We start from the raw sequence: 25,860 nt of genomic DNA, 5'->3' as shown, positions 1-25,860 counted from the left end.
ATCGGCGTCCCGTCGAGCACAGTCGCACCGTGCGGACGGACCAGGCCCTCGCGGACGGCGTGCAGCGGGCCGCCGACCGCCCGGTGGGACCGGTGACCCCGCTGGCCGGCGGCGCCTGGGTGGGCGTGGCGATGATGGCCGGCAGCGCGCTGTCCAACCAGGTCGGCGCCGCGGTGGGGGCGCTGGCGTTCCCGGCCATCGGCGCGGTGGGCGTGGTCGCCGTCCGGCAGTGGGTGGCCGGGGCGGTGCTGGTGGCGGTCGCGCGGCCCCGGCCCTGGCGGTTCACCGCGGCGCAGTGGCGGCCGGTGCTGCTGCTGGTCGTCGTCTTCGCGACGATGAACCTGTCGCTCTACACCGCCGTCGACCGGGTGGGGCTCGGCCTGGCGGTGACCCTGGAGTTCCTCGGGCCGCTGTCGCTGGCGCTGCTGGGCGCCCGGGGCAGGGGGCCGCTGCTGTGCGCGCTGGTCGCGGCCGGCGGCGTCGTCGTCCTCACCCGGCCGCAGCCGACCACCGACTACGTGGGCATCGGGCTCGGCCTGCTGGCCGCCGGCTGCTGGGCGGCCTACATCCTGGTCAACCGGGCGATCGGCGCCCGGGTGCCCGGCGGGGCCGGGCCGGCCACCGCCGCCGGGATCTCCGCGCTGGCCTTCCTGCCGGTCGGGGTGGGCGTGCTCGCCCAGCACCCGCCGACGGTGGCGACCGCCGCCTGCGCGGTCACCGCCGGGGTGCTGGCCTCCGCGGTGCCGCTGTTCGTCGACCTGAAGGCGCTGCGCCGGGTCGCCACCGGCGCCTACGGCGTGTTCATGAGCATCAACCCGGTGCTCGCCGCGGTCGTCGGGCTGGTGGTGCTGGGGGAGGGGCTGGGCTGGGACGCCTGGGCCGGCATCGCGGCCATCGTCGGCGCCAACGTGGCCAGCCAGCTCCTCGCGAACCGGGCCCCGGACGCGACCCGGTAGCGACACGGGGACGTGCCCGGTGCCGCGCCGTCCGCCTGGTTACCCTCGCCCCGCCGAGCCCTCCGGGCGTCGCGTTCCCCACCCCTCGCACCGGAGGTACGAGTGACCCAGACGTACGGGACGGCGGAGGTCGAGGCCGCCGCCGAGCTGGCCGCGGAGCCGCCCGCCGAGCCCGGTCCCGACCCCGAGACGGCGGTCCGCGCGCTGCTGGCGATGGCGCACCTGACCCCGGCCGAGGACGAGGTGGCCGGCCTGGTCGAGGGCTTCCGGGCCGCGCGCGCGGCGGTGCGGCTGCTCTACGCCGTGCCCGAGGCGCGCTACGACGAGCCTGCCGTCCTGTTCAGCGCACGGGCCTGAGCCCGGTCGTGGACGCACCGCGCACCGTCACCGCCGCCGCGGCCGCGCTCCGCGCCGGGGAGGTGTCCAGCACCGAGCTGGTGGAGCAGGCGATCGCCGCCGCCGACCGGCACGACACCCGGTTCGGCACCTTCCTGGACCGCTACGTCGACCAGGCCCGCGCCGCGGCGGTCACCGCCGACGCCCTGCTCGCCTCGGGCGCCCCGGTGGGTCCGCTCACCGGCGTCCCGCTGGGCGTCAAGGACCTGATCACCACGTCCGAGGGCCCGACCACGGCGCAGAGCCTGGTGCACGACCCGGAGTGGAACGGCCGCCGGGACGCCGTCGTGGTCACCCGGCTGCGCCGCGCCGGCGGGATCGTGATGGGCAAGACGACCACCGCCGAGTTCGCCATCGGCGAGTCCGACGAGGGCAGCCCGTTCCCCGAGCTGCGCAACCCCTGGGACGCCGGCCACCACCCGGGCGGGTCGAGCTCGGGGACCGGCAGCGGGGTGGCGACGGGGCAGTTCCTCGCCGGCCTGGGCACCGACACCGGCGGGAGCATCCGCATCCCGGCGGCGTTCTGCGGCATCACCGGGCTGATGCCCACCTACGGCCGGGTGCCCAAGTCCGGGTGCGTGCCGCTGGCCTACAGCATGGACCGCATCGGGCCGATGGCCCGCAGCGCGGCCGACTGCGCACTGCTGCTGTCGGTGCTCGCCGGCGCCGACGACTCCGACCCCAGCTCCGTCCGCGAGCCGGTGGACGACTACCCGGCCGCGCTGACCGGCGACCTGACCGGGCTGCGGATCGGGGTCGACGACATGTCGGCGGCACCGGCCCGGGGCGACGACCCCGCGGTCCCCGGGGTCTTCGCGGCCGCCGTCGAGGCGCAGCGTGCGGCCGGGGCCGAGGTCGTCGACGTGCGGCTGCCGCTGTGGGCGGAGATGAACCTGGTCAACGTCATGACCATGTTCATCGAGGCCGCCACCTACCACCAGCCGGACTTCGAGCGGCAGTGGTCGCGCTACGGCCGGCTGACCCGCAGCCGGATCGCGGCGAGCCTGTACTACAGCGCGACCGACTTCGTGCAGGCCCAGCGGGTCCGCCGCGTCGGCATGCGTCGCGTCGCCGAGCTCTTCGAGGTCGTCGACCTGGTGGTCACCCCGACCGTGACGGCGGGCGCCCCGCCGCTGGTGCAGTCGAGGTGGAGCCGGCTGGACGACGGCGGCACCACGGTGCGGGCCGGCTACTGGAACGCCACCGGCAACCCGGCGCTGTCGGTCCCGATGGGCTTCACCGACGGCGGTCTGCCGCTGGGCCTGCAGATCGCCGGACGCCCCTTCGAGGAGTCGACGGTGCTGCGCGCCGGGGACGCCCTCCAGCGGCTCACCGACTGGCACCTGCGGGTGCCGCGACTCGTGGAGCCCGCGCCGGCGGCGTGAGCAGCGGACGCCACCCGAGCTGCGGGAGTCCTGCGGTCTTCTCGCGGATGGCTCGCGCCGGTCGTGCGGCGGCGGCGGCAGCGTCGTCCTCGTCGCCGGGGGGACCGGCGGTGGGACGAGCACGAGGAGCGGACATGACCACCACTGCTGCCAGGACGCGCACCCGCGAGCTGCTGGGCGTGCTCGCGGTCGTCGGCGCGGCCGCGGCGGTGGCCGGCACGGGCACGTTCGGGGCGTTCACCGACAGCACCGCCCCGCTGGCCGCCACCGTCTCCTCCGGCGTGGTCTCGATCGACCTGGCCGACGCCGGTGGCTCCGCGTACCCGGTCGACGTCGCCGGCTTCGTCCCCGGCGACCGGATGACCCGCGTGGTCGACCTGCGCAACGACGGCAGCGCGCCGATGGCCTCGATCTCGCTGTCCGCCGTCCCGCTCACGTCGAGCGTGCTGGACACCGACACGACCGACGGCCTGCAGCTCACCGTGCGGTCCTGCGACGTCGCGTGGTCGATGACGCTGGTCGGCGGGGCGCCGGTCCACAGCTGCGCCGGGGCCGAGCGCACACTGGCCGCCGGCCCGGTCGCCGGCAGCCGGGCGCTCTCCGCCCCGGCCAGCCTGGCCGTCGGCGGGGTGGACCACCTGGCCGTCTCGGTCGCGCTGCCGCAGACCGCCGGCGACGCGTTCCAGGGTGCCCGCAGCCGGATGGCGGTCACCTCCACCGGCACCCAGGCCACCAGCACCGCCCGCTGACCCGCGGGCGCCGCCGGGTCACCAGCCCTGGTCGGCCAGCTTGTGCTCGAGGACGTACCGGTGGTGGTCGGCCAGCGCCAGCCGGCTGCCGGCCGCCTCGTCGACGACGACGGTGACGCGCGGGTGCAGCTGCAGCACCGACCCGGGCACCGACGCGGTGACCGGCCCCTCGACGGCGGCGGCCACCGGCGCGGCCTTCCCCTCGCCGGTGGCCACCAGCACCAGGTGCTGCGCGCCCAGGATCGTGCCCAGGCCCTGGGTGATCACGTGCCGGGGGACGGCGTCGACGTCGCCGCCGAAGAACCGTGCGTTGTCGGCGCGGGTCTGCTCGGTCAGCGTCTTGACCCGGGTCCGGCTGGCCAGCGAGGAGCCGGGTTCGTTGAACCCGACGTGCCCGTTGGTGCCGATGCCCAGCAGCTGCACCGCGACCGGCCCGGCCGCCCGCAGCAGCTCCTCGTAGGCGGGCCCGGCAGCCAGCGGGTCGGGGCCGGCGCCGTCGGGGCCGTGCACCTGCGCCGGGTCGATGCCCACCGCATCGGTGAGCTCGCGGCGGATCACCTCCCGGTAGGACTCCGGGTGGCCGACGGGCAGCCCGACGTACTCGTCCAGCAGGACGGCCGTGACGTCGGCGAAGGACAGCTCCTCCTCGGTGTGCCGGCGGACCAGCTCCCGGTAGGCCAGCAGCGGGGACGACCCGGTCGCGAGGCCCAGCACGGGCGGGGTGCCCCGGTCGCGTGCCCGGGCCAGCGCCGCCTGCAGGGCGTCGGCGACCACCCGCCCGCAGTTCTCGGGGGTGGGCAGCAGGACGACCTCCACGGTCAGCTCTCCTCTCGGACCCGGCGGCCGGCCGGGACGACGGTGCCGGGCTCGGCGACCACGGGCGGGCGGCCGAGCACGTCGGCGGTGGTCCAGCGCTCGACGACCGCACCCTGCCCGGCGGCGCGGTAGGCCAGCATGGCCGCGCCGACCCGGCCGGCGTCCTGGCCCAGCTCGGCGGCGGCGAGCCGGGGCGGGGCCCGCCAGGCGAGCAGCCCACCCAGCTCCCGGCGCAGCGGCGCCAGCAGCCGTTCCCCGGCCCGGCCCAGCCCGCCACCGAAGACCAGCAGCGCGGGGTCCAGGGCCATGGTCAGCGTGCTCGAGGCCAGGGCGAGCGCCTGCACGGCCTCGTGCCAGGCCTGGTCGGCGGCCGGGTCGGTGCCCAGCGCCGCGGCGACGTCGCCGGCCGTGCTGCCCGGCCGCCCGCCCAGCTCGGCGTAGCGGCGCGCCACGGCCGAGCCCGAGGCGTACACCTCCAGGCAGCCCTGCTGGCCGCACGAGCAGTGGCGTCCGCCGGGGTGGACGGGCATGTGCCCGATCTCGCCGGCCGCGCGGGTCGCCCCGGTCACCACGGCCCCGCCGGTGACGAGCGCCGCGGCGATGCCGGTGCCCAGCGCGACGAAGGCCAGGTCGCCGGCGCCGCGCCCGGCGCCGAGCAGCGCCTCGGCGGCGCCCGCGGCCCGTACGTCGTGCCCGACGGCGACCGGTACCGGGAGTGCCCGCTCCAGGTGCCCGCGCAGGTCGAAGTCCCGCCAGCCCAGGTTGGCGGCGAACCCCACCCGGCCGGTGCCCTCGTCCACGGTGCCGGGGGTGACCACGCCGGCGCCCGCCACGTGCAGCCCGGACCCCGCGGCCCGTGCGGCCAGCCCGGCCAGCACCGCGCTGAGCACGTCGGCGACCGGCGTGCCGTCGGCGGGGGCGGTCGGTGCGGCCACCTCGTGCAGCGGCCGGCCGGCGGTGTCGACCAGGGCGCCCTTGACCGTCGTCCCGCCCACGTCGACGGCGATCGCGATCAGGTCGCCCGTCGGCACGTCGGTCACGCGGCGTCCCGGTGGGCGCGGACGGCGGCGACGACGGCGGCGACCTCCGCCGGGGACGTGCGGGGGCGGCCGTCGGCAGGACCGGGGGCGCGCAGGTGCACCTCGGGTACGCCGGTCCGCGCCAGCAGGTCGCCGACGGTGCCCGACCGCACGGACCCGCCGGCCAGCACGGTCACCCGGCCGTCGGCGGCGAGCGCCCGCAGCTCCGCCGCGCCGGCCGCCGCGGTGGCGGCGCCACCGGAGGTCAGCACCCGGTGCACGCCCAGCGCGGCGAGCTCGTCCATCGCCGCCCGGCGGTCGGTCACCTCGTCGAAGGCCTTGCTGAAGGTGGTCGGCGCGTCGCCGCACTCCTCCAGCAGCGCGACGAGCACCGCACGGTCGACCCGGCCGTCGGCGGTCAGCCCGCTCAGCACGAACCCGACCGGCACGCCGGCGCCGGCGCCCAGGGCGCGGACGGCACGGACGTCGGCGCGCATGACCGCGACCTCGTCGGCGTCGTACCGGAAGTCCCCGCCCCGCGGCCGGACGAGCACCTGCACGCCCACCCGCGTGACCGCGGCCAGGGTGCGCTCGACCATGCCGATGCTGGGGGTGATGCCGCCCTCGAGCAGGTCGGCGCAGAGCTCGACCCGGTCCGCGCCCGCGGCCTCGGCGGTCCGGGCCCCGGCGACGTCGTCGACGCAGATCTCGACCAGGGTCACGCGGGTGCGTCCCCGAGGGCGGCCTGCAGGTCGGCGCCCAGCCGGAGCCGGCCCACGGGGCGCCCGCCGCCGAGCACCGGCACCTCGGTCAGCGCCGCGGCCGGCGCGGTGTCGACGCCCAGCGAGCGCAGCACCGCCAGGGCCAGCACCGTGGTGGCCCGCGGTGAGCCGTCGACGACCTTCATCGCCACCGCCTGGCCGGTGGCAGCCGCGGCCACGAGCACGCCCTCGGCGCCGCCCTTGGCCAGCACGCCGGGCAGCAGCTGCATGACCCGGGTGTTGACGTGGCCGGTGCCGCCGACGAACTCCGGCGCGGCCCGCATCGCGTCGGCCACCGCGCGGGCGTCGCTGCCGGGCTCGCTCAGCACCATCGACCGCACGGCGCGGGCCAGCCCCAGCACCGTGGTGCCGAAGAGCGGGGCGCCGCAGCCGTCGACCGCGGTCGCGGTGACCGGACCACCGCTGGCCGCGGCCACCGTGCGGGCCACCAGCTGCTGCAGCGGGTGGGTGGGGTCGAGGTAGGAGGCGACGTCCCAGCCGTTGTGCACGGTGGCGGCCAGCATCGCGGCGTGCTTGCCGGAGCAGTTCATCCGCACCCGGCTGCGCTGCTCGCCGGCGGCGATCAGCCGCTCACGGGTGGGCTCGTCCTCGGGCCAGTCGACCGGGCAGCCCAGCGTGGACTCGTCCAGCCCGGCCGCGGCCAGGATCTCGCGGACGACGGCGACGTGCCGGTCCTCGCCGGTGTGGCTGCCCGCCGACAGGGCCGTGGCCTCGGTGCCCAGCTCCAGCCCGGCGGACCGGCAGGCCAGCGCCTGCCACGGCTTGGTCGAGGAGCGCGGCAGGACGGCGGTGTCGGCGTCGCCCAGTCGCAGCGCCACGGTGCCGTCGGCGGCGAGGCCGACCAGGGTGCCCAGGTGCCGGCTCTCCGGGAAGCCGTTGCGCTCGAGGACGGCGAGCTCGGCGTACGGGTACTCAGGCATGGATCTCCTTCGCAGCGGTCAGCCGCAGGTCGGGGGTGCTCGGCGTGCGGCGCCGGCTGGCGTCCTGCAGCCGGCCGGCCAGGGCCGACAGCAGCCCGTTGACGACGAGGTACAGGAGGGTGACGACCAGGAAGGTCTGCACCAGCAGGCGGTTGTAGGAGGCCAGCACCTGCGCCCGGAAGAGCAGCTCGGTGAAGGCGACGACGTAGCCCAGCGAGGTGTCCTTGAGCAGGCTGACCAGCTGGGTGACCACCGAGGGGGTGACCCGGCGCACCGCCTGCGGCAGCACCACCAGCCGCATCGACTGCCCGCCGCTCATGCCCAGGCTCCGGGCGGCCTCGTCCTGCCCGCGCGGCAGGCTGAGGATGCCGGCGCGGAAGATCTCGGCGAACGCCGCGGAGTTGGCCACGGTCAGCGGCAGGACGAGCTTCCACAGCAGCGGCAGGTCGATGCCGTACCGCGGCAGGCCGAACAGCGTCACGTAGATCAGCAGCAGCACCGGCAGCGAGCGGGCGACCTCGATGTAGGCGGTGGCCGGCCAGCGCACCAGCCGTGCGCGGCTGAGCCGGCCCAGGGCCAGCACGACCCCGACCGCGGCGGCCAGCACGGCGGTGACGGCGGCCGCCAGCAGCGTGCCGCGCAGGCCCACGAGCAGGTAGGACCAGATCGGCCAGCTGGCGAAGGGCGCCCAGCGGTCGGCGTCCAGCTGCCCGTGCGAGGCGAACTCACGCAGCGCGAGCAGCAGCGCCGCCGCGACGACCAGCAGGGTGACCACGGAGGCGATCGCGATGCGGCGGCGGGTGCGGGGGCCCGGGGCGTCGTAGAGGACGCTCGCCGTCGAGGCCCGGCGCGGGCGGCGGGCGCTCATCGGGCGATCGCCACCCGGCGCTCGACCACGCCGCTGAGCAGGCCGATGGTGAGCGCGACCAGCATGTAGAGGACGCCGGCGCCGGCGAAGATCGGGATGGGCTGCGCTTCCACCAGGTTCACCTTGTTCGTGGCCGAGGTCAGTTCCACGACGCCGACCGCCGCGGCCAGCGCCGTGTTCATCACCAGCGCGATCAGCACGTTGCCCAGCGGCTGGACCACGGCGCGCACCGCCTGCGGCAGCACCACCAGCCGCAGGCTCTGCAGGAAGGTCAGGCCCAGGGCGCGGGCGGCCTCGGCCTGGCCGAGGGAGACGGTGTTCACGCCGCTGCGCACGGCCTCGGCGACGTAGGCGGCCTCGTAGACGACCAGCACGACCACGACGGTGGTGGTCAGCGGCATCAGCAGGCCGACGTCGGGCAGGGCGAAGACGAAGAGCACGAGGAGCGCCAGCAGTGGCACGTTGAGGAACAGCTGGACGTAGCCGAAGGCGACGCCGCGCAGCACGGGCACCGGGCTGACCCGGGCAGCGGCGACGAGCACGCCGAGCACCAGGGCGCCGACGCCGGAGACCGCGGCGATCCACAGCGTGGTCAGCAGGCCCTGCAGCAGCGGGCCGGCGTTGTCGAGCAGGGCTTCCACGGGCGGTCTTCCTCAGGGGGAGCGGGTCCGGTGGGGGGGGGGGACGTGCCCCCGGCCCGGTCGGGTCGACCGGGCCGGGGCGTGCGCAGGCGTCAGGAACCGGGGACGGAGCCGATCTCCGGCGGCGTCGGGGCGTCGCCCTGGACGACGGTGCCGAGCGAGTTCTCCCAGATCTCCGCCCAGGTGCCGTCGGCGTAGATCTGCTCGAGCCAGTCGTTGACGAACTGCTTCATCTGCGGGTCGTCGTGCTGCAGGCCGATGCCGTAGGGCTCCGCGGTGAAGGGGCTGCCGACGACGGTGATGTCCTTGTTGCTCACCGCGTTGCTGGCCAGCAGCGTGATGTCCTGGACGTAGGCGTCGCCGCGGCCCTGGGTCAGCGCCTGCACCGCCTGCGGGTCGGTGCCGAAGGTGATGATCTCGGCGTTCGGCGCCTGCTCCGGCACGGCGGTCACCGCGGGGGTGTTGGCCCCGACGATCACCTTCTTGCCGTCGAGGTCGGCCACCGTCGAGATGCCGGTGGTGCCGGTCTTGACCGCGATGGCCAGCCCGGAGGAGAAGTACGGCCCGGCGAAGTCGACCTGCTCGGCCCGCTCCGGGGTGATCGTGTACGTGTTGAAGACGACGTCGACGGTGCCGTTGGCCAGCAGCGCCTCCCGCGTCTCGGTCGCCGGCGGCACGATCTTCACCTTCGGCTCGCCGAGGATGTAGGTGGCCAGCGCCTTGGCCATGTCGGCGTCGAAGCCGGTGACCTGGTCGGGGTCCGCGGGGTCCTGCTGCGACAGCAGCGGGGCGTCCAGAGCCTCGGCCACGACCAGCTCGCCGCGCTCCTTGATCCGCTCCATGGTCGAGCCGGGGAGGATCGCGGCGGCGTCGGCGACGGGGGCGTCGGCCAGGAAGTCCGTGGCCGGGGCCGAGGACGGGGCGCCGCCGGGCACCGCGGAGGAGGCGGACTCCGAGCTCCCGCCGCAGCCGGTGAGCGCCAGGGCGAGCACGGTGGCGCCGATGGTGGAGCCGGCCAGCGCACGGGGGCGCAACCGGGAGCGGGTCGTCGACATGGCGTTCCTCCTGTCCCGCCTGCGCGGGGTCGTGGGTCCTGCGGGGGCCGTGCGGTGGTGCGGTGCTGCCGGGTACGGGCTCAGTGCGCGAGCACCGTGGACAGGAAGGACCGGGCCCGTTCGGTGCGGGCGCCGGCGAAGAACTCCGCGGGCGGCGACTGCTCGACGATCTCGCCGGCGTCCATGAAGACGACCCGGTCGGCGACCCGGCGGGCGAAGCCCATCTCGTGGGTCACCACGACCATGGTCATCCCCTCGGCGGCGAGGCCGGCCATGACGTCGAGGACGCCGCTGACCAGCTCGGGGTCCAGCGCGGAGGTGGGCTCGTCGAAGAGCATCACCTTGGGTTCCATGGCCAGTGCCCGGGCGATGGCGGCCCGCTGCTGCTGACCGCCGGACAGCTGCGCGGGCAGCGCGTCGGCCTTGCCGGACAGCCCCACCCGGTCCAGCAGTTCCAGCGCCCGGTCGCGGGCGACCGCCTTGGGCAGCTTGCGGACGGCGACCGGCGCGAGCATCAGGTTGTCCAGCACCGTGCGGTGCCCGAAGAGGTTGAAGGACTGGAAGACCATCCCGACCTCGGAGCGGAGCCGGGCCAGCTCGCTGCCCTCCTCCGGCAGCGGCCGGCCGTCGATCTCGATCCGTCCGGTGTCGATCGTCTCCAGCCGGTTCAGGCACCGGCACAGCGTCGACTTGCCCGAGCCCGAGGGACCCACGACCACGACGACCTCACGAGGTGCGATCTCCAGGTCGATGTCGCGGAGCACGTGCAGGTCGCCGAAGTGCTTGTTCACCCCGGAGACCGTGATCATCGCTGGCATCGTGTGGCGCTCCTCACCGTCTCGCTCGCAGGAGGCAGACATAAGTCCAATTTCTGGAGTATGTCAACGGAAGCCTGGGCAAAGTTCACAGAGCTGGTACAAAGTCTGCTGTGGCCACCGTCTCTCCCTGGACGCCCAGCGGCCTGGTGTCCCCCGACTCACCCGGCGCGGTCCTGCAGCTCGTCCGGAGCGGGCACGTCTCCTCGCGGTCGGAGATCGCCCGGTTGACCGGCACCTCGCCCTCGACCGCGGCGACGCGTGTCCAGGCGCTGCTCGACCATGGCTACCTCGAGGAGGCCGGGGAGGGCGCGTCCCAGGGGGGACGCCGCCCGCGGCAGGTGCGGCTGCGCACTGCCGGTGGGGTGGTGGCCGCGGCCGACCTGGGTGGCTCGCACGCCGCGCTGGCCCTGTTCGACCTCGGTGGCCGGCTGCTCGTCGAGCGCTCGGCGTCGATCCGCGTGCAGGACGGCCCCGAGTCGGTGCTGGGCTGGGTGCACGCCCAGCTGGTCGAGATGCTCGACGGCCTCGACGAGCCGGCGCCGCTGCGCGCGGTGACGGTCGGCGTGCCGGGTCCCGTCGACGCCCAGGCCGGCCGGGTGGTCACGCCGGCGCGGATGCCCGGCTGGAACGGCGTCGACGTCCGCGCGCTGCTGGGCAGGCTCGTCGACGTCCCGGTGCTGGTGGAGAACGACGCCAACCTGATGGCGGTGGGTGAGTACGCGGCCACCCCGGAGCCGGGCAGCCACCTGGTCTTCCTCAAGGCGGGGTCGGGCATCGGCTGCGGCGTGGTCATCGACGGGCACCTGCACCGCGGGGCGCGCGGAGTCGCGGGCGACATCAGCCACGCCTCGGCCGGCACCGACTCCGACGTCCCCTGCTCGTGCGGGCGGATCGGCTGCCTGGACGCGGTGGCCAGCGCCACCGCCCTCGCCCGGGACGCGGCCGCCGCCGGTCTGCCGGTCACCGACTCCGCGGACGTCCTCCGGCTGGCCGCCGACGGCGAGCCGGTCTCCGCCCAGCTGCTGCGCTCGGCCGGGCGGGCCACCGGTGAGGTGCTGGCCAACGTGCTGAACTTCTTCAACCCGGACACATTGGTCCTCGGCGGTCTGCTGAGCCAGGCCGAGCCCTACGTCGCGGGCCTGCGCGCCGTCGTCTACGAGCGGTGCCTGCCGCTGGCCACCGACGCCCTGCAGGTGACCGTGACCCGCGCCGGGCCGCTGGCCGGGGTGATCGGCGGGGCGCACCTCGCGCTGGAGCACCTCTTCGAACCCACCCGGGTCAACGCCGCGATCGGCTCGGGCACCGCCGGCCCGGCCACCGCGTCCTGACCCCGGCCGACCCCACGACCGCGGAGGCACGGATGGACCAGGAGCCCGAGGAGGTGCCGGTGCGCGGCTGGTTCGACCTCACCGGCCGGGTCGTCGTGGTCACCGGGGCGACCCGGGGGATCGGGCGGGCGCTGGCCTTCCACCTGGCCGAGGCCGGGGGAGAGGTCGTGGCGACCGTGCGGACGCCCCAGGACGCCGCCGCGGTCGAGGCCGAGGCCGCCGACCGCGGGCTGCCGGTGACCTCGGTGCTGCTCGACGTGCGGGACGTGGCGTCGATCGGCGCGGCCGTGGCGGAGGTGGTCGCGCGGCACGGCCGGATCGACGTCCTGGTCAACAACGCCGGGCTGGGCACCGCCCACCGCGCGCTCGACGTCACCGAGCACGACTTCGACGAGATGATGGCGGTGAACCTGCGGGGCACCTTCTTCACGAGCCAGGCCGTCGCCCGGGTCATGGTCCCGCGCGGCGGGGGCCGGATCGTGATGATCGGCTCGCAGGGCGGTCTCGTCGGGCTGCCCGACGCCGCGGTCTACTGCGCCAGCAAGGGCGGCGTCCACCAGCTCGCCAAGGTCCTGGCCCTGGAGTGGGCCGAGCACGGGATCACCGTCAACACGGTCGCGCCGACGTTCGTCCGCACCCCCGGCACCGCGCCGCTGCTCGACGGCCCGGGGCTGCGCGACGAGGTCCTCGCCCGGATCCCGCTGGGGGTGCTGGGCACGCCCGCCGACGTCGCCGGGGCGGTGGTCTACCTGTCCACCCCGGCCTCCCGGCTGGTGACCGGCACGGTGCTCGTGGTCGACGGCGGGTGGACCGCCCGCTGACCGGCGACGGTGCTCACCCCAGCGGCGGGCGGCGCCGTCCGTGGCCGGTGGCCTGCTCGAACGCGTGCCCGACCTCCAGCACCCGCCGGTCGCCCCGCGGCGGGCCGACGACCTGCAGGCCCACGGGCAGACCGTCGGCGGTGAAGCCGCCGGGCACCGACAGCGCCGGGCAGCCGGTCGGGGTGATGATCGTGCAGGAGCGCATCCAGCCCAGGTAGTCGTCCTGGGGGACGCCGGCGACCTCGGTCGGGTACTCGACCTCGACGGGGAAGGGCAGCACCTGCGTGGTGGGTGCGAGCAGGACGTCGTACTGGTCGAACCAGGCCACGACGCGCTCGTACAGCTTCGTGTGGGCGAGCTCGGCGCGCCCCACGTCGGCGCCGGTCAGCTTCGCGCCGACCTCGACGTTCCAGCGGATCGACTCCTTGAACGCCTCGGGCGTGCGGCGCACCCGCTCGCCGAAGGTCGCCTCGAACTGCCAGCTGCGCAGCACCTCGAACACCTGCTGGGCGTCGGTCAGGTCGGGGCAGGCCTCCTCCACCCGGGCGCCGAGGTCCTCGAAGACCCGGACCGAGCGGCTGAGGGTCTCGGTGATCGCCGGGTTGACGGGGATGCGGCCGCCCAGGTCCGGCGCCCAGCCGATGCGCAGGCCGTCCAGGCGCTCGGGCAGCGCCGCGGCGAAGGGGGCGCCGTCGTCGGTCAGCGAGATCGGCACCCGCCGGTCGGGCCCGGCGAGGGCCGACAGCTGCAGCGCCACGTCGGCCACGGTGCGGCCCAGCGGGCCCTGCACCTGCAGCTGCGACCACCCGACCGGCGCGGGGTGGGAGGGCACCCGGCCGGGCGTGGGCCGCAGCCCGACCACGTTGCAGAACGCCGCCGGGTTGCGCAGCGACCCGCCCATGTCGCCGCCCTCGGCGAGGGGCACCAGCCCGGCGGCCAGCGCGGCCGCCGCCCCGCCGGAGGAGCCGCCGGCGGAGAGGCCGTGGCGGTAGGGGTTGTGCGTCGCGCCGAACAGGGTGTTGAACGTGTGCGAGCCGGCCGCGAACTCGGGGACGTTGGTCTTGCCGACCCGGATCGCGCCGGCGGCCCGGAGCCGGGCGACGACCAGCTCGTCGTGGGCGGGCACGGTGTCCCGGTGCAGCGGCGATCCCCAGGTCGTGCGCATCCCGCCGGTCACGTGGGTGTCCTTGTGGGCCACGGGCAGGCCGTGCAGCGGGCCGACGTCCTCACCCGCCGCCAGCGCCGCGTCGGCCGCGTCGGCCGCCGCCCGGGCGCCGTCGGCGTCCAGCGTCACGATCGCGTTGAGCCCGGGGTCGAGCTGCTCGATCCGGTCCAGGTGGGCGTCCAGCAGCTCACGCGCGGACACCTGCCGGGCGCGGAGGAGGGCGGCCAGCTCGGTCGCCGGTCGGGTGCACAGGTCTTCGTGGACTGAGGTCATCGTCGGCATCCCTGGTCGGTCGGCAGCGCCGGGCCCGGAGCGGCTCGCCGGGACACCTTAGCGCTGAGGTATCCCCTGTGGGGGCGACGCCGCCCGGACCGGGTCAGGGCACGGCGGGCGTGCGCCCCAGGGTGATGAGCAGCCGGCGCAGCAGGCCCGCGAGCTGCTGCTGGTCCTCGGCGCTCAGGCCGGACAGCAGCCGGCGCTCGGTCTCCAGGTGGTCGGGCAGCGCGGCGTCGAGAGCCAGCCCGCCCAGCTCGGTCAGCGTGACCAGCACCGCGCGGCCGTCGTCCTCGCTGGGCTCGCGGGAGATGAAGCCCTTCTCCTCCAGCCGGTCCAACCGCTGCGTGATCGCACCCGAGGTGACCAGGGCCGTGCGCATCAGCGCCGTGGGGGTGAGCTGGTACGGCCGCCCCGCGCGGCGCAGCGCCGCCAGGACGTCGAAGGCGGCCGCGTCGAGCCCGTGCCGGGCGAAGGTCTCCCGCTGGGCCAGGTAGACCTCGCGCTGCGCCTGGGTGACCCGGGCGATGACGCCCATGGGGGAGCAGTCCAGGTCCGGCCGCTCCCGCCCCCACTGCTCCAGGATCAGGTCCACCGCGTCCGCGTCCGCCTGCGCCATGGCGGTCATGCTAGTGACCGGCTGCCGGGGTCCTCCCCGGTCAGCGGAGCCGTTCACCGGGGGACCTGCTGGTCGGCGAGGTGTTCGGCCAGGGTCCGGGCCGGCCGTCCCAGCAGCGCCTCGAGGGCCCAGGGGCTGCCGGTGAACCCGTGCTGCCGGTACCAGTCGAACATCAGCCGGCGGCAGTGGGCGGCGTACGCGGTGACCGGGGGCACCGGCCCGTCGGGGACGGCGTCCACCGCGGTGACCTCGCGGTCCAGCCGCCCGGCGAGCAGCCGGGCGATCGCCGGGGCGGTGAGCGGCTCGGGGCCGGCCACCTCGACCGTGCCGCCGTCGAGGCCGTCCTCGGTGAGCAGCACGGCGGCCACCTCGGCGACGTCGCGGAGGTCGACCAGGGACTGCCCGCGGGTGAGCCCCCAGGCGCTCACGAAGCGCCCGGTCGCCGCGACGTCGGACAACCCCGCGTCGAGGTTGTCGGCGTAGGCGCAGGGCCGCAGGACGCGCCAGGGCACACCGCCGGCGACGACCGCCTCCTCGACCCGGTCCTTGGCGGCGTGGTGCGGCATCGCCCGCACCTGCGGGTGCAGGACGGAGTGGTACACGAGCCGGCCGACGCCGGCCCGGCGGGCCGCCGCGAGGAACGCGACGGCGCCCCGCTGCTCGTGCGCGTCGAAGTTGGGCCAGATCAGGTGCACGGCCCGCGCGCCGGCCAGCCGCGACGGCAGGGAGCCGGCGTCGGTGAGGTCGGCCTCGACCACCTCGACCCCGAGCGCCTCCAGCGCCGCCGAGGCCCGCGGAGAGGAGACGAGGGCGCGCACGGAGTGGCCGCGGGCGCGCAGCGCGGCGACCACGGCCAGCCCCGTGCGGCCACCGGCGGCGGTGACGACGATCATCGGCAGCCCGCGGGCTCAGAGGTAGTCGAACTCGTTGGCGGCCGCGCCACCGGACAGCAGCGCGTAGCCGGGGCCGCGGTCGAAGAACGGCTCGACGTCGTCCCGGCCGTCCCGGACCTCCGCCCGCAGCCGGTCGGTGGCGTCGGCGTCGACCGAGCCGTCCGCGCGCACCACCACGCCGTAGTCCCGTCGTGCGCCCTCGACGCTGACCTTGCGCCAGGCGATGTCCTGGAGCACCTCGGCGACCGGGCGCTCGAGCGGGTCGCCCCACCCGCCCCCGCCCGTCGTCCGCACCCGCACGACGGTGCCGGCCTTCAGCGGCTCGGCGTCGGCCAGCGCGTCGACCTCGTGCTCGTCGGGCCCGCCGGGGTCGACGGTGATCGAGAACGGGCGCCCCGCCTTGCCGCCGTTGACGCCCCAGCAGGACAGGATCGACCGGTCGGCGATGGACATGAAGTGGGCGTCGCGGAGCACCCGGATGTCCTTCTCGTACCCGCAGCCGCCGCGGTACCGGCCCGGCCCGCCGGAGTCCTGCGCCAGCGCGAGCCGCTCGATCCGCAGCGGGAAGCGGGACTCGGTGAACTCCGTCGGCAGGTTCCGGGAGTCGGGGACGACGTGGATCGTGTCCTCCCCGTCGGCGTAGTAGCGCCCGCCCGACCCGCCGCCGAGCACCTCGCGCATGAGGTAGGGCTCGCCGTCGGCGTCGGTGCCGTAGACCCCGGTGTAGCGGATCGTCTCCTGGTCGGCGGGCATCCGGCCGCCGGTGGCCTTGGCCAGCACGCCGGCGAGCACCCCGAGCAGGCGCAGGATGACGAAGGTCCGCGCGTTGGTGGGCGCCGGGAAGATCGGCGTGAGCAGCGTGCCCTTCTCCGGGAAGCGCATCTCGATCAGCGGCACGACGCCCTCGTTGACGTCCAGCTGGGCCATCCGCTCCGGCGTGGCGGCGAGGTTGCGCAGGATCGGTGCCAGCCACTTCTTGAGGAAGTTGCCGTCGGCGTAGTCGCCGCAGTGGTTGATCGGCCCCTTGGCCTGCGGCCCGGTGCCGGTGAAGTCGATGACGAGCGGGACGTCGGCGGTCGAGTCCATGGTCAGCGTGATCCGCTGCCGGTGCAGCTGCGGGACGTCGACGCCGTCGTGCTCGGCGTAGTCCTCCCAGACGTAGGTGCCGTCGGGGATCTGGGCCAGCACCTCGCGCCGGTAGACCTCGGTGGAGCTGGTCAGGCTCGCCTCGAAGCAGGCCTCGATCGCCGCGACCCCGTAGCGGTCGAACAGCTCGCCGAGCCGGCGGGCGCCGGCCAGGCAGGCCGAGCACTCCGCGTCGAGGTCCGCGGCCAGCGAGTCGGGCATCCGCGAGTTGCGGGTCATGATCTTGAGGGCGCTCTCGTTGGGCACCCCGCGGTCCCACAGCTTGATCGGGGGGACCATCAGCCCCTCCTCGAAGACGCTGGTCGCCGCCGACGGCATGGAGCCGGGCACCGCGCCGCCGATGTCGTCGTGGTGGCCGAAGGCCTGCACGAACGCCACGACCGTGGGCACGCCGTCGACGTCGGCGAACACCGGCACCGTGACGCAGAGGTCGGGCAGGTGGCCGATCCCGCCCTCGGAGAGGTAGACGTCGTTGTGGAAGTAGACGTCGCCGGGGTTCATCGTCGCGATCGGGTAGTCGCGGACCACCGGCTGCACGAGCGCGGAGTACGAGCGCCCGGTGAGCTTGCGCATGTGCCGGTCGTGGATGCCGGCCCGGAAGTCGTGCGCGTCCCGGATCATCGGCGAGCGGGAGGTGCGCCCGATCGAGGTCTCCACCTCCTTCTCGATCGCCGCCAGCGTCCCGGCGACGATCTCGACGAGCACCGGGTCGGCCGAAGAAGGGCCGAAGTCGCGACTTTGGCCCTGGGGGGTGCTCATCGGGCGGTCTCCTTGGTCAGCAGCAGGTTGCCGTGGGCGTCGACGGCGGCGGTGAAGCCGGGGTGCACCGGGACCGTCGAGCCGAACTCCTCGACGATCGCCGGGCCCGTGACCACGTCACCGGGGGCGAGCAGGGTCCGGTCGTAGGTCGGGGTGTCTGCCCAGTCGTCGAAGAAGACCGGGCGCCGGCCGGTGACCGCGCGGTCGGGACCGCCGTCCCGGGCGGGCAGCTCGACGACGTCGGGACGGCGGATCGGGCCGATGCCGGTGACCCGCAGGTTCACCCACTCGACCGCCTGGCGCGGGTCGTCGGTGAAGTCGTAGCCGTAGAGCTGGCGGTGCGCGGCGTGGAAGGCCTGCGCCGCCTGCTCGGCCGCCGCGGCGTCCAGCTCGCCGTCGGGGACGGGCACGCGCACCTCGAACGCCTGCCCGACGTAGCGCAGGTCGGCGTTGCGCTGCAGGCGCTGGGCGTCGGGGCCGAAGCCCTCGCCGTCGAGGGCGGCGGCCGCCTGCGCCTCCAGGTCGACGTAGATCGCGCGCAGCCGGTCGAGGTCCAGGTCGGTGTGCCGGGAGACCATCGTCTGCACGTAGTCGTTGCGGACGTCGACGGTCAGCAGCCCGAAGGCGCTGACGTTGCCCGGGTTCGGCGGCACCAGCGTGCGCGGCAGGCCGAGGACGTCCATCAGCCGGCAGGCCAGCAGCGAGCCCGAGCCGCCGAACGTGGTGAGGGTGAAGTCGCGGACGTCGAGGCCGCGGGCCACGGTGACCTGCCGCAGCGCGTTGGCCTGGTTCCACGCCGAGATCTCCAGGATGCCCGTGGCGGCCTGCTCGACCGACAGGCCCAGCTTCCCGCCGAGCTCCTCCAGACCGGCGCGGGCGGCGTCGACCGACAGCGGGATCTCCCCGCCGAGCAGGTGCGGCGGGATCCGGCCCAGGACGACGTGGGCGTCGGTGACGGTGGGCTGGTCGCCGCCGTTGCCGTAGCAGATCGGGCCGGGATCGGCGCCGGCCGACGTCGGCCCCACCTTGAGCGTGCCCTCGGGGGACAGCCAGGCGATCGACCCGCCGCCGGCGCCGACGGTCACGACGTCGATCATCGGGATCTTGCTCGGGTAGTCGCCCACCGAGCCCTCGGTGGTGAGCGTGGGCTGGCCGTCGACGACCACCGTGACGTCGGTCGAGGTGCCCCCGCCGTCGCAGGTGAGCACCCGGTTGAAGCCGGCGACCCCGGCGATCAGCGCCGCGCCCAGCGCCCCGGCGGCCGGTCCGGACAGCATCGTGGTGATCGGCTGGTGCACCACCTCGGCGGCCGACAGCACGCCGCCGTTGCTCTTCATGACGTAGAACGGCACCCCCGGCGCGAGCTCGTCCAGCCGGTGCCGGATGTTGCGCACGTAGGCGCCGACCTTCGGCTTCACCGCGGCGTCGACCAGGGTGGTCACCGACCGCTCGTACTCGCGGTACTCGCGCAGCACCTCGCTGGAGATGGACACCACGGCGTCCGGGCACTCCTCGCGCAGCACCTCGAGCATCGCGCGCTCGTGGGCGTCGTCGGCGTAGGAGTGCAGGAAGCAGACCCCGATGGTGGTGATGCCGGCGTCCCGGAAGAACCGGGCGGCCGCGACGGCGTCCTCGCGGGAGAAGGGGCGGACCTCCGCGCCGGTGACGTCGAGCCGGCCGCGCACGGTGCGCACCAGGTCGGCCGGGACGATCCGCGGCGGCTTGACCCAGAAGTAGCTGTTGCCGTACCCGTCGGGCACCGACTGGCGGGCGATCTCCAGCACCGACTCGTAGCCCTCGGTGGTGACGAAGCCGATCCGGTCGAGCTTGCCCTCGAGCAGCTGGTTGGTGGCCACCGTCGTCCCGTGGCTGACCGCGGTGACGCTCGAGCCGTCCAGCTCCAGCAGGTCCAGCACCTTGCGGACCCCGGTGAGGAAGCCCTCGGCCGGGTCGGCCGGGGTCGAGGGGGTCTTGGTCGTGGCCGTCCGGCCGGTCTCCTCGTCGACGGCGACGACGTCGGTGAACGTGCCGCCGGTGTCGATGCCGATGCGGATCTGGCGGGCGCGGGCTGGTGTCCCCATGGATTTACCTTAGTGGTGAGGTACTTCGAGCGGAAGGGTCCTGAGCTGCCGGTCCGGTGCGGCCGGGGTGGGCGGCCGCACCGGACGGCCTCAGCGGCTGCGGCCGAGGCGGGAGCCCACCCACACGCCCAGCAGGGTCAGCAGCCCACCGCCGGCCGCGCCGACCAGCAGCGGCCGCGCCTCGCCGGGCACCCACCCGCCCGAGGCGGCCACCGGCCGGGGGGCGGGTGAGGGTCGGGACGACGCGGGCTGCCCGGACGACGCGGGCTGGACGGGCTGCCCTTCCGCACCGGTCGACGACACCGCCGCCGCGCTCGGCACCGCCGACGGCGTGTCGGTGGTGGCCGGGCTGGTGAGCTCGGTGTCGATCGCGGAGAAGAACTGCCCGGCCATCCGCTTGGCGACCCCGGAGATCATCCGCTGGCCGACCCCGGCGACGGCGCCGCCGACGACGGCGTCCGCCGACCAGGTCAGCTCGGTGCCCTCGCCGGCGGGGGCGAGCCCGATCTGCACCGTCGCCCGCACCGACCCCGGGCCGCCGGACCCGCTGGCGTGCATCACGTAGGAGGTGGGCCGCTGCATCTCCGCCAGCCGCACCTCGCCGGCGTAGGTGCCGCGGATGGCGCCCACCCCCGCCGAGACGGTCATCGTGTAGCTGTCCTCGCCCACCTGGTCCAGGGACAGGCACCCGGGGATGGTGCGGGCCAGCACGGCCGGGTCGGTGATCACCGACCACACGTCCTCGGGCGGGGCACTGAGCACCGCACTGCCGTCGAGGTTCACGCGGGGACTCCTGTCGCAGAGGGGAGGCGGGGCACCTGTTCGCCGTCGGAGCGCATCAGGTCGTAGAGCTCGGTGGGGCTGATCGGCATCGCGGCGATCCGCCGGCCGACGGCGTCCTCGACGGCCGAGGCGATCGCGGCCGAGCCGGGGATCACGCCGGCCTCGCCGGCGCCCTTGATCCCCAGCGGGTTCAGCGGCGAGGGCGTCTCCTGGTGGTCGATGTCGACCGCCGGCACCTCGCTGGCGTAGGGCATGAGGAAGTCCATGAACGAGGCGTTCTGCAGCTGCCCGTCGCGGTCGTAGGCCATCCGCTCGTACAGCGCCCCGCCCACCCCCTGGGCCACCCCGCCGTGCACCTGGCCCTCGACGATCATCGGGTTCACCACGTTGCCGCAGTCGTGCACCACGGCGTACTGGACGACGTCGATCTCCCAGGTCGCCGGGTCGATCTCCACCACGGCCGCGTGGGCGCCGGCGGCGAACGTCGAGCGCAGCGGCGAGTAGTAGTCGGTGTACTCCAGGCCGGGGGAGTCCCCGACCGCGATCGGCGGCTTCGAGTCGTCGCCCGGCCCGGCGAACTGGGTGGCCTGCCGGGCCGCCTCGTCGAAGGCGTAGCGCAGGGGGTTGGACAGCACGGCGACCGTGCGGAGCGGGATGGAGGCGCCCGGCGTCCCCTTGACCTGGACCAGGCCCTCGTCGATCTCCAGGTCGCCGGGGTCGGCCTCCAGCAGCTCCGCGGCGATGCGCAGCGCCTTCTCCCGCACCCCCTTGGCGGCCAGGGCCACGGCGTTGCCGCTGACCACCGCGGCCCGGGAGGCGAAGGTGCCCACCGCGTACCCGAACCGCCGGGTGTCGCCGGTGGTGACCTCGACGTCCTCCAGGGGGACCCCGAGCTCGGCGGCGGCCAGCTGGGCGAACACCGTCTCGTGGCCCTGGCCCTGCGAGGTGAGCCCGGTGGAGACCAGGACCTTGCCGCTGCCCAGGACCTCGACGTGCGCGCCCTCGTAGGGTCCGGGGCCGGTGCCCTCGACGTACATCGCCATGCCGGCGCCCAGCAGCTTCCCGCGGCCGGCGGCCTCGGCCCGCCGCGCCTCGAGGCCGGGCCAGTCGACCAGCGCCTCGAGCTTGTCGACCAGGCCGGGGTAGTTGCCCGAGTCGTAGACCAGTGGCCGCCCGTCCTGGAACGTCATGCCCCAGTCGTAGGGGAACTGGTCGGCCTGGATCAGGTTGCGGCGCCGCACCTCGAGCCGGTCCAGGCCGCGCTCCTGGGCGATCCGGTCCATCGTGCGCTCCATCGCGAACGTGCCCTGCGGCCGCCCGGCCCCGCGGTACGGGGTCACCAGCACGGTGTTCGTGTAGACGCTGTTGACCCGCGCCCGGTAGACGGGGACGTCGTAGGGCCCGCACAGCTGGGTGGCGGTGTTGATCGGGACGATGATCCCGTAGTTCGTGTACGCCCCGTTGTCGTGCCAGACCAGCACGTCCAGGGCGGTGATCCGGCCGTCGTCGTCGTACCCGACGGTGACCTCCTGGCGCTGCTGCCGCTCGTGGGCGCTGGAGATGAAGTGCTCCCGGCGGTCCTCGACCCACTTGACCTCGTGGCCGAGCTTGATCGCCGCCATCGGGACGAGCAGCTCCTCGGGCCAGGGGTGCATGATCTTGACCCCGAAACCGCCGCCGACGTCGGGGGCGATGACCTCCACCTTCTCCAGCGACAGCTCCAGCTTCGCCGCGATCGCCGCCCGCACCGAGGTCGAGGCCTGGGTGCTGGAGTGGACCCGCAGCGCGGCGTCGTCGGCGTCCCAGCGGGCGAGCACGCCCTTGCCCTCCATCGGCATCGAGGCGCTGCGCTCGAAGTACTGGGTGAAGCTCAGCGTGTGCGCCGACGCGGCCAGCGCGGCCTCCACGTCGCCCCGCTCCTGGTGGTGCCGGGCGGCGACGTTGTCCGGGACGTCGGGGTGGACGGCGTGCACCGCGGCCTCCGCGGCGTCGACGCCGACCACCACGGGGAGCTCCTCCCAGGTGACCTCGATCAGCGCCGCGGCGTCCTCGGCGACGTACCGGTCGACGGCGACCACCATGACCACGGCCTCCCCGACGTGGTGGGCGACGTCGCGGACGAGGGTGTACCCGGTGCGGGCGTGGGTGAGCTGGGGATGCGGGATGAGCACCGGCAGCGGCTCGGCCATCGGGCCGGTGAGGTCCTCGTAGGTGTAGACCGCCAGCAGTCCCTCGACGTCGAGGGCGGGGGAGACGTCGATGTCGACCACGCGGGCGTGCGCGTAGGGGCTGCGGACGAAGGCCGCGGCGTAGGCGTCGGCGCCGATGTCGTCGAGGTAGCGGCCCTGGCCGACGATCAGCCGGGCGTCCTCCCGCCGGCGCACCGGCTCCCCGAACAGCTTGGTCGTCACCGGGTGGCCTCCGTCCGCAGGGCGGTGGTGCGCATCTGCTCGGCGGCGTGCCGGCAGGCCTTCTTGATGTTGGCGTAGCCGGTGCAGCGGCAGAGGTTGCCGCCGACCAGCTCGTCGACCTCGTCGTCGGTGATCGGCACGGCGGGGTCGCGGGCGTCCAGGCCGGCGGCGATGGTGGTCAGGAAGCCCGGCGTGCAGTAGCCGCACTGCAGGGCGTGGCACTCGCGGAACGCCTCCTGGACCGGGTGCAGCACCTGCCCGCCCTGGTGGTCGGGCCGGCTCAGCCCCTCGACCGTGGTCACCGCGGCTCCGTCGACCTGCACGGCGAGCACCAGGCAGGAGCGGACCGCCGCGCCGTCGACGAGCACCGTGCAGGAGCCGCAGACCCCGTGCTCGCAGCCCACGTGGGTGCCGGTCAGGCCGAGGTCGTGGCGCAGCGCGTCCGACAGCAGCCGGCGCACCGGGACGGTGACCTGCTGGGGGACCCCGTTGACCGTCACCGTGACGGTCCGTTCGGTGGTGGTGCTCATGGCCGGCCTCCTGGCTGCTCGAGCGGTGTCGTGCGGTGCGGTGCGGTGGGGGATGCGGGTCTCACGCCGAGCGCTCCCGCGCCTCGGCCGCCGCCGAGGCCAGGGTCCGTTCGGTGAGGGTGCCGACCAGCAGTCGGCGGTAGTCGGCGCTGGCGTGCAGGTCGCCGTCCGGTTCGACCAGCCCCTGGGCCATCGCCCCGGCGGCGGCCCAGTCGGCGGTGTCCACGGGCCGGCCGGCCACGGCGTCGGTCAGGTCGTGCACCTCGGGCACCAGCCCGACGGAGATGTAGGCGGCCCGGGCCGAGGCCACCCGCTGGTCGTCGTCCAGGGTCACGACCACGCCGGCCCCGCAGACGGCGTAGTCGCCCTTGCGCCGCGCCACCTCGGCGAACGCCGTCCCCGATCGCGGCGCCAGCGCGGGGAAGAAGGCCGAGGTCACCACCGCCGGGCCGTGCACCGAGGTCTCCAGCGGGCCGAGGAAGAAGTCGGCCCACCCCACGGTCGACGCCCCGTCGGGCGCGGTCACGGTCACCGAGCCGCCGGTGAGCGCCAGCACGGCGGTCATCTCGCCGGAGGGGTCGGCGTGCGCGATGGAGCCGACCGTCGTCCCCCGGTTGCGGATGGCCGGGTGCGCGACGTTCGCCGTCGCCCGGGCCAGCAGCGGCTGGACGGCGCTCGCCTCGGCCGACCGCAGCAGCGCGGCGTGCCGCACCAGGGCGCCGACCCGGACCCCGGACTCGCCGGCCTCGATCCGGTCGAGCCCGGGGACCCGGTTGATGTCGACGAGCGTGGTGGGTGCGGCGAGCCGCATGTTCAGCAGCGGCAGCAGCGACTGGCCGCCGGCCAGCACCTTGGCGCCCTCGCCCTCCTCCGACAGGACCGCGAGGGCCTCGTCGAGGGAGCGCGGGTCGGCGTAGCCGAACGGGGCGGGCTTCACCTGTCGACCGTGCCCTCGCCGGTCGTCCGCCGGCGGGCGGTCTGGTCGACCGAGGAGGGGTCGGGGCTCTCGTGCCGGCCGCCGAACTGGTCGACCAGGGGCTCGCCGCTGCCGTAGGGGCCGGCCTCGGCCAGCAGGGCGGTGCGCATCTCGGCGGGAGCCAGGACCCGGGCCAGGTGCCAGCCGGCGACGGCCACGATCGACCCGAGCGCGATGCCGCCCAGCGAGTAGTTCTCGCTGAACACCAGCTGCACGTTGCCGATCCCGATGATGATCCCGGCGGCCAGCGGCACCAGGTTGATCGGGTTGGCGAAGTCGACCCGGTTCTCCTTCCAGATCTTCACGCCGAGCAGGCCGATCATCCCGTAGAGGATCACGGTGATCCCGCCGAGGACGCCGCCGGGGACCGCGTTGACCAGGGCGCCGAACTTCGGGCACAGCCCCAGGAGCAGCGCGACGACGGCGGCGACGTAGTAGGCCGCGGTCGAGTAGATGCGGGTGGCGGCCATGACGCCGATGTTCTCGGCGTAGGTGGTCGTCGGGGAGCCGCCGACCGAGGTGGCGACCACGGTGGCGAGACCGTCGGCGAAGATCGCCCGCCCCATGACCGGGTCCAGGTCGCGCTTGGTCATCGCCGCGACCGCCTTGACGTGGCCGGCGTTCTCCGCGACCAGGGCGATGACCGCCGGCAGCACGAGCAGGGTGAAGTTGAACGAGAAGCTCGGCGCGGTGAAGGTCGGCAGCCCGATCCAGTCCGCCGTCCCGACGCCGGAGAGGTCCAGCCGGTCGTGGGTGGTGGCCTCTGTGGCGCCGCCGAGCACCGAGGTGATCGGCCCGGCCGTGGCGTCCAGCAGGGCGGACAGCAGGTACCCGAAGACCAGGCCCAGCAGGATCGAGATGCGCGCCCAGAACCCGCGCAGCAGCAGCGCGGCGACGATGACGAAGGCCATGGTGGCCAGGCCGACCCACTGGTCCTGGGGCCAGTAGGTGTTCGCCACCACCGGTGCGAGGTTGAAGCCGATGATCAGGACGACGGCGCCGGTGACCGCCGGGGGGAGCACGGCGTTGACCATCCGGGGCCCGAGGGCGCTGATCAGCACGCCGACCAGGGCCAGCACCACCCCGGAGACCAGGATCGCGCCCAGGACGTCACCGGAGTCGCCCCCGCCGGCCCGGATGGCCACGACGCCGCCGACGAAGGCGGCGCTGGTGCCCAGGTAGCTGGGCACCTTCCCCTGCACGACCAGCAGGAAGATGATCGTGGCGACGCCGCTCATCATGATCGCCAGGTTCGCGTCCAGGCCCATGATCAGCGGGAAGACGAACGTCGCGCCGAACATCGACACCACGTGCTGGGCGCCGATGCCGACGGTGCGCGGCCACGAGAGCCGCTCGTCCGGCGCGACCGCCCCGTCCACGGGTGGGGTCTTGCCGCCCTCGTAGAGCTTCCAGCCCAGTCCCAACGCCACAGGTCCTCCTCGACAGGTGCGACACCGGACTCGACGCTGCGGGTCCCGGAGCCCGCTCCAGGCCGGTCCTGGACGTCCTCCGGCGCGTCGATCGCCGCACCGGGAAGGTGTCACGGATCACTGGGCGGGGGAAGTACCTCAGCGCTAAATCTTCTGGCTCTTACGAGAACGTAACCGGGGCGATCCGGGGGCGCGCACGCCGACGACCCGCCTGCACGGAGGGGCACCGTGCAGGCGGGT

At 75.0% G+C, this 25,860-nt stretch carries 24 protein-coding genes; 6 read left to right on the top strand and 18 right to left on the bottom strand.

What is annotated here, in order from left to right; all coding sequences use genetic code 11:
- The first annotated feature begins 29 nt into the window (after positions 1 to 29).
- The 4 genes from ACGBYP_RS17775 to ACGBYP_RS17760 all read left to right on the top strand — a co-directional run bounded on the left by ACGBYP_RS17775 (position 30) and on the right by ACGBYP_RS17760 (position 3,486).
- Positions 30 to 956 (top strand): EamA family transporter, encoded by a 927-nt coding sequence (locus ACGBYP_RS17775; RefSeq protein ID WP_411586215.1) that lies wholly within the window; start codon positions 30 to 32, stop codon positions 954 to 956.
- Between the two features lie 102 nt (positions 957 to 1,058).
- The gene (locus ACGBYP_RS17770; protein ID WP_411586213.1) at positions 1,059 to 1,313 is read left to right on the top strand and encodes a hypothetical protein; all 255 of its coding nucleotides are present in this window, start codon (positions 1,059 to 1,061) and stop codon (positions 1,311 to 1,313) included.
- Positions 1,314 to 1,321: 8 nt separating this feature from the next.
- On the top strand, positions 1,322 to 2,737 hold the full coding sequence (locus ACGBYP_RS17765) for an amidase (RefSeq protein WP_411586212.1): 1,416 nt from the start codon (positions 1,322 to 1,324) through the stop codon (positions 2,735 to 2,737).
- A gap of 134 nt (positions 2,738 to 2,871) precedes the next feature.
- The gene (locus tag ACGBYP_RS17760; protein ID WP_411586211.1) at positions 2,872 to 3,486 is read left to right on the top strand and encodes a TasA family protein; all 615 of its coding nucleotides are present in this window, start codon (positions 2,872 to 2,874) and stop codon (positions 3,484 to 3,486) included.
- Positions 3,487 to 3,504: 18 nt separating this feature from the next.
- Here the strand turns inward: ACGBYP_RS17760 and nagB are convergent, their stop codons facing one another.
- The 8 genes from nagB to ACGBYP_RS17720 form a co-directional block, all read right to left on the bottom strand.
- Positions 3,505 to 4,302 carry a glucosamine-6-phosphate deaminase gene (gene nagB / locus ACGBYP_RS17755; protein ID WP_411586209.1) on the bottom strand — a complete coding sequence of 266 codons (798 nt, stop codon included), beginning with the start codon at positions 4,300 to 4,302 and terminating at the stop codon, positions 3,505 to 3,507.
- A gap of 2 nt (positions 4,303 to 4,304) precedes the next feature.
- Positions 4,305 to 5,342, bottom strand: a complete 1,038-nt coding sequence (locus ACGBYP_RS17750; protein WP_411586205.1) for an ROK family protein — start codon at positions 5,340 to 5,342, stop codon at positions 4,305 to 4,307.
- Positions 5,339 to 6,043, bottom strand: a complete 705-nt coding sequence (locus tag ACGBYP_RS17745; protein ID WP_411586203.1) for a copper homeostasis protein CutC — start codon at positions 6,041 to 6,043, stop codon at positions 5,339 to 5,341. The genes ACGBYP_RS17750 and ACGBYP_RS17745 overlap by 4 nt, the downstream gene beginning before the upstream one ends.
- Positions 6,040 to 7,023 (bottom strand): asparaginase, encoded by a 984-nt coding sequence (locus tag ACGBYP_RS17740; protein WP_411586201.1) that lies wholly within the window; start codon positions 7,021 to 7,023, stop codon positions 6,040 to 6,042. The genes ACGBYP_RS17745 and ACGBYP_RS17740 overlap by 4 nt, the downstream gene beginning before the upstream one ends.
- The gene (locus ACGBYP_RS17735) at positions 7,016 to 7,891 is read right to left on the bottom strand and encodes an amino acid ABC transporter permease (protein WP_411586199.1); all 876 of its coding nucleotides are present in this window, start codon (positions 7,889 to 7,891) and stop codon (positions 7,016 to 7,018) included. The genes ACGBYP_RS17740 and ACGBYP_RS17735 overlap by 8 nt, the downstream gene beginning before the upstream one ends.
- Complete coding sequence (locus ACGBYP_RS17730; protein ID WP_411586197.1) at positions 7,888 to 8,532, bottom strand: amino acid ABC transporter permease; 645 nt, start codon at positions 8,530 to 8,532, stop codon at positions 7,888 to 7,890. The genes ACGBYP_RS17735 and ACGBYP_RS17730 overlap by 4 nt, the downstream gene beginning before the upstream one ends.
- Before the next feature lie 92 nt (positions 8,533 to 8,624).
- Complete coding sequence (locus ACGBYP_RS17725) at positions 8,625 to 9,587, bottom strand: glutamate ABC transporter substrate-binding protein (RefSeq protein WP_411586196.1); 963 nt, start codon at positions 9,585 to 9,587, stop codon at positions 8,625 to 8,627.
- A gap of 80 nt (positions 9,588 to 9,667) precedes the next feature.
- Positions 9,668 to 10,405: an amino acid ABC transporter ATP-binding protein gene (locus ACGBYP_RS17720; protein WP_411586195.1), complete on the bottom strand. Its 738-nt coding sequence runs from the start codon at positions 10,403 to 10,405 to the stop codon at positions 9,668 to 9,670.
- A 110-nt stretch (positions 10,406 to 10,515) separates the two neighbouring features.
- Between ACGBYP_RS17720 and ACGBYP_RS17715 the strand changes: the two genes are divergently transcribed.
- Both ACGBYP_RS17715 and ACGBYP_RS17710 read left to right on the top strand, forming a co-directional pair.
- Positions 10,516 to 11,733, top strand: a complete 1,218-nt coding sequence (locus tag ACGBYP_RS17715) for an ROK family protein (RefSeq protein ID WP_411586194.1) — start codon at positions 10,516 to 10,518, stop codon at positions 11,731 to 11,733.
- 32 nt (positions 11,734 to 11,765) lie between these two features.
- Positions 11,766 to 12,554, top strand: coding sequence for an SDR family NAD(P)-dependent oxidoreductase (locus ACGBYP_RS17710; protein ID WP_411586192.1), 789 nt, complete (start codon positions 11,766 to 11,768; stop codon positions 12,552 to 12,554).
- A 13-nt stretch (positions 12,555 to 12,567) separates the two neighbouring features.
- On the opposite strand, the gene ACGBYP_RS17705 is transcribed toward ACGBYP_RS17710, so the two are convergent.
- The 10 genes from ACGBYP_RS17705 to ACGBYP_RS17660 form a co-directional block, all read right to left on the bottom strand.
- On the bottom strand, positions 12,568 to 13,992 hold the full coding sequence (locus tag ACGBYP_RS17705) for an amidase (RefSeq protein WP_411586190.1): 1,425 nt from the start codon (positions 13,990 to 13,992) through the stop codon (positions 12,568 to 12,570).
- 103 nt (positions 13,993 to 14,095) lie between these two features.
- Positions 14,096 to 14,611, bottom strand: coding sequence for a MarR family winged helix-turn-helix transcriptional regulator (locus tag ACGBYP_RS17700; RefSeq protein ID WP_411586188.1), 516 nt, complete (start codon positions 14,609 to 14,611; stop codon positions 14,096 to 14,098).
- A gap of 53 nt (positions 14,612 to 14,664) precedes the next feature.
- Positions 14,665 to 15,504, bottom strand: a complete 840-nt coding sequence (locus ACGBYP_RS17695; protein ID WP_411586186.1) for an SDR family oxidoreductase — start codon at positions 15,502 to 15,504, stop codon at positions 14,665 to 14,667.
- A 15-nt stretch (positions 15,505 to 15,519) separates the two neighbouring features.
- The gene (locus ACGBYP_RS17690; RefSeq protein WP_411586184.1) at positions 15,520 to 17,409 is read right to left on the bottom strand and encodes a hydantoinase B/oxoprolinase family protein; all 1,890 of its coding nucleotides are present in this window, start codon (positions 17,407 to 17,409) and stop codon (positions 15,520 to 15,522) included.
- Complete coding sequence (locus ACGBYP_RS17685) at positions 17,406 to 19,490, bottom strand: hydantoinase/oxoprolinase family protein (protein ID WP_411586182.1); 2,085 nt, start codon at positions 19,488 to 19,490, stop codon at positions 17,406 to 17,408. The genes ACGBYP_RS17690 and ACGBYP_RS17685 overlap by 4 nt, the downstream gene beginning before the upstream one ends.
- A gap of 90 nt (positions 19,491 to 19,580) precedes the next feature.
- A complete protein-coding gene (locus ACGBYP_RS17680; RefSeq protein WP_411586181.1) occupies positions 19,581 to 20,273 on the bottom strand; it encodes an SRPBCC domain-containing protein in 693 nt (230 codons plus the stop codon).
- The gene (gene cutA, locus ACGBYP_RS17675; protein ID WP_411586179.1) at positions 20,270 to 22,684 is read right to left on the bottom strand and encodes an aerobic carbon-monoxide dehydrogenase large subunit; all 2,415 of its coding nucleotides are present in this window, start codon (positions 22,682 to 22,684) and stop codon (positions 20,270 to 20,272) included. The genes ACGBYP_RS17680 and cutA overlap by 4 nt, the downstream gene beginning before the upstream one ends.
- Positions 22,681 to 23,214, bottom strand: a complete 534-nt coding sequence (locus ACGBYP_RS17670; protein WP_411586178.1) for a (2Fe-2S)-binding protein — start codon at positions 23,212 to 23,214, stop codon at positions 22,681 to 22,683. Before ACGBYP_RS17670 ends, cutA begins: the two co-directional genes overlap by 4 nt.
- Before the next feature lie 61 nt (positions 23,215 to 23,275).
- A complete protein-coding gene (locus tag ACGBYP_RS17665; RefSeq protein ID WP_411586177.1) occupies positions 23,276 to 24,151 on the bottom strand; it encodes an FAD binding domain-containing protein in 876 nt (291 codons plus the stop codon).
- Positions 24,148 to 25,620 carry a uracil-xanthine permease family protein gene (locus ACGBYP_RS17660; protein WP_411586175.1) on the bottom strand — a complete coding sequence of 491 codons (1,473 nt, stop codon included), beginning with the start codon at positions 25,618 to 25,620 and terminating at the stop codon, positions 24,148 to 24,150. The genes ACGBYP_RS17665 and ACGBYP_RS17660 overlap by 4 nt, the downstream gene beginning before the upstream one ends.
- Positions 25,621 to 25,860: the final 240 nt, after the last annotated feature.

It is taken from the genome of Modestobacter sp. SSW1-42, assembly GCF_046635825.1.
Classification (GTDB): Bacteria; Actinomycetota; Actinomycetes; order Mycobacteriales; family Geodermatophilaceae; genus Modestobacter.
Note: the sequence above shows the minus strand (reverse complement) of the source record. Positions and strands in the feature narration are given on the sequence as shown.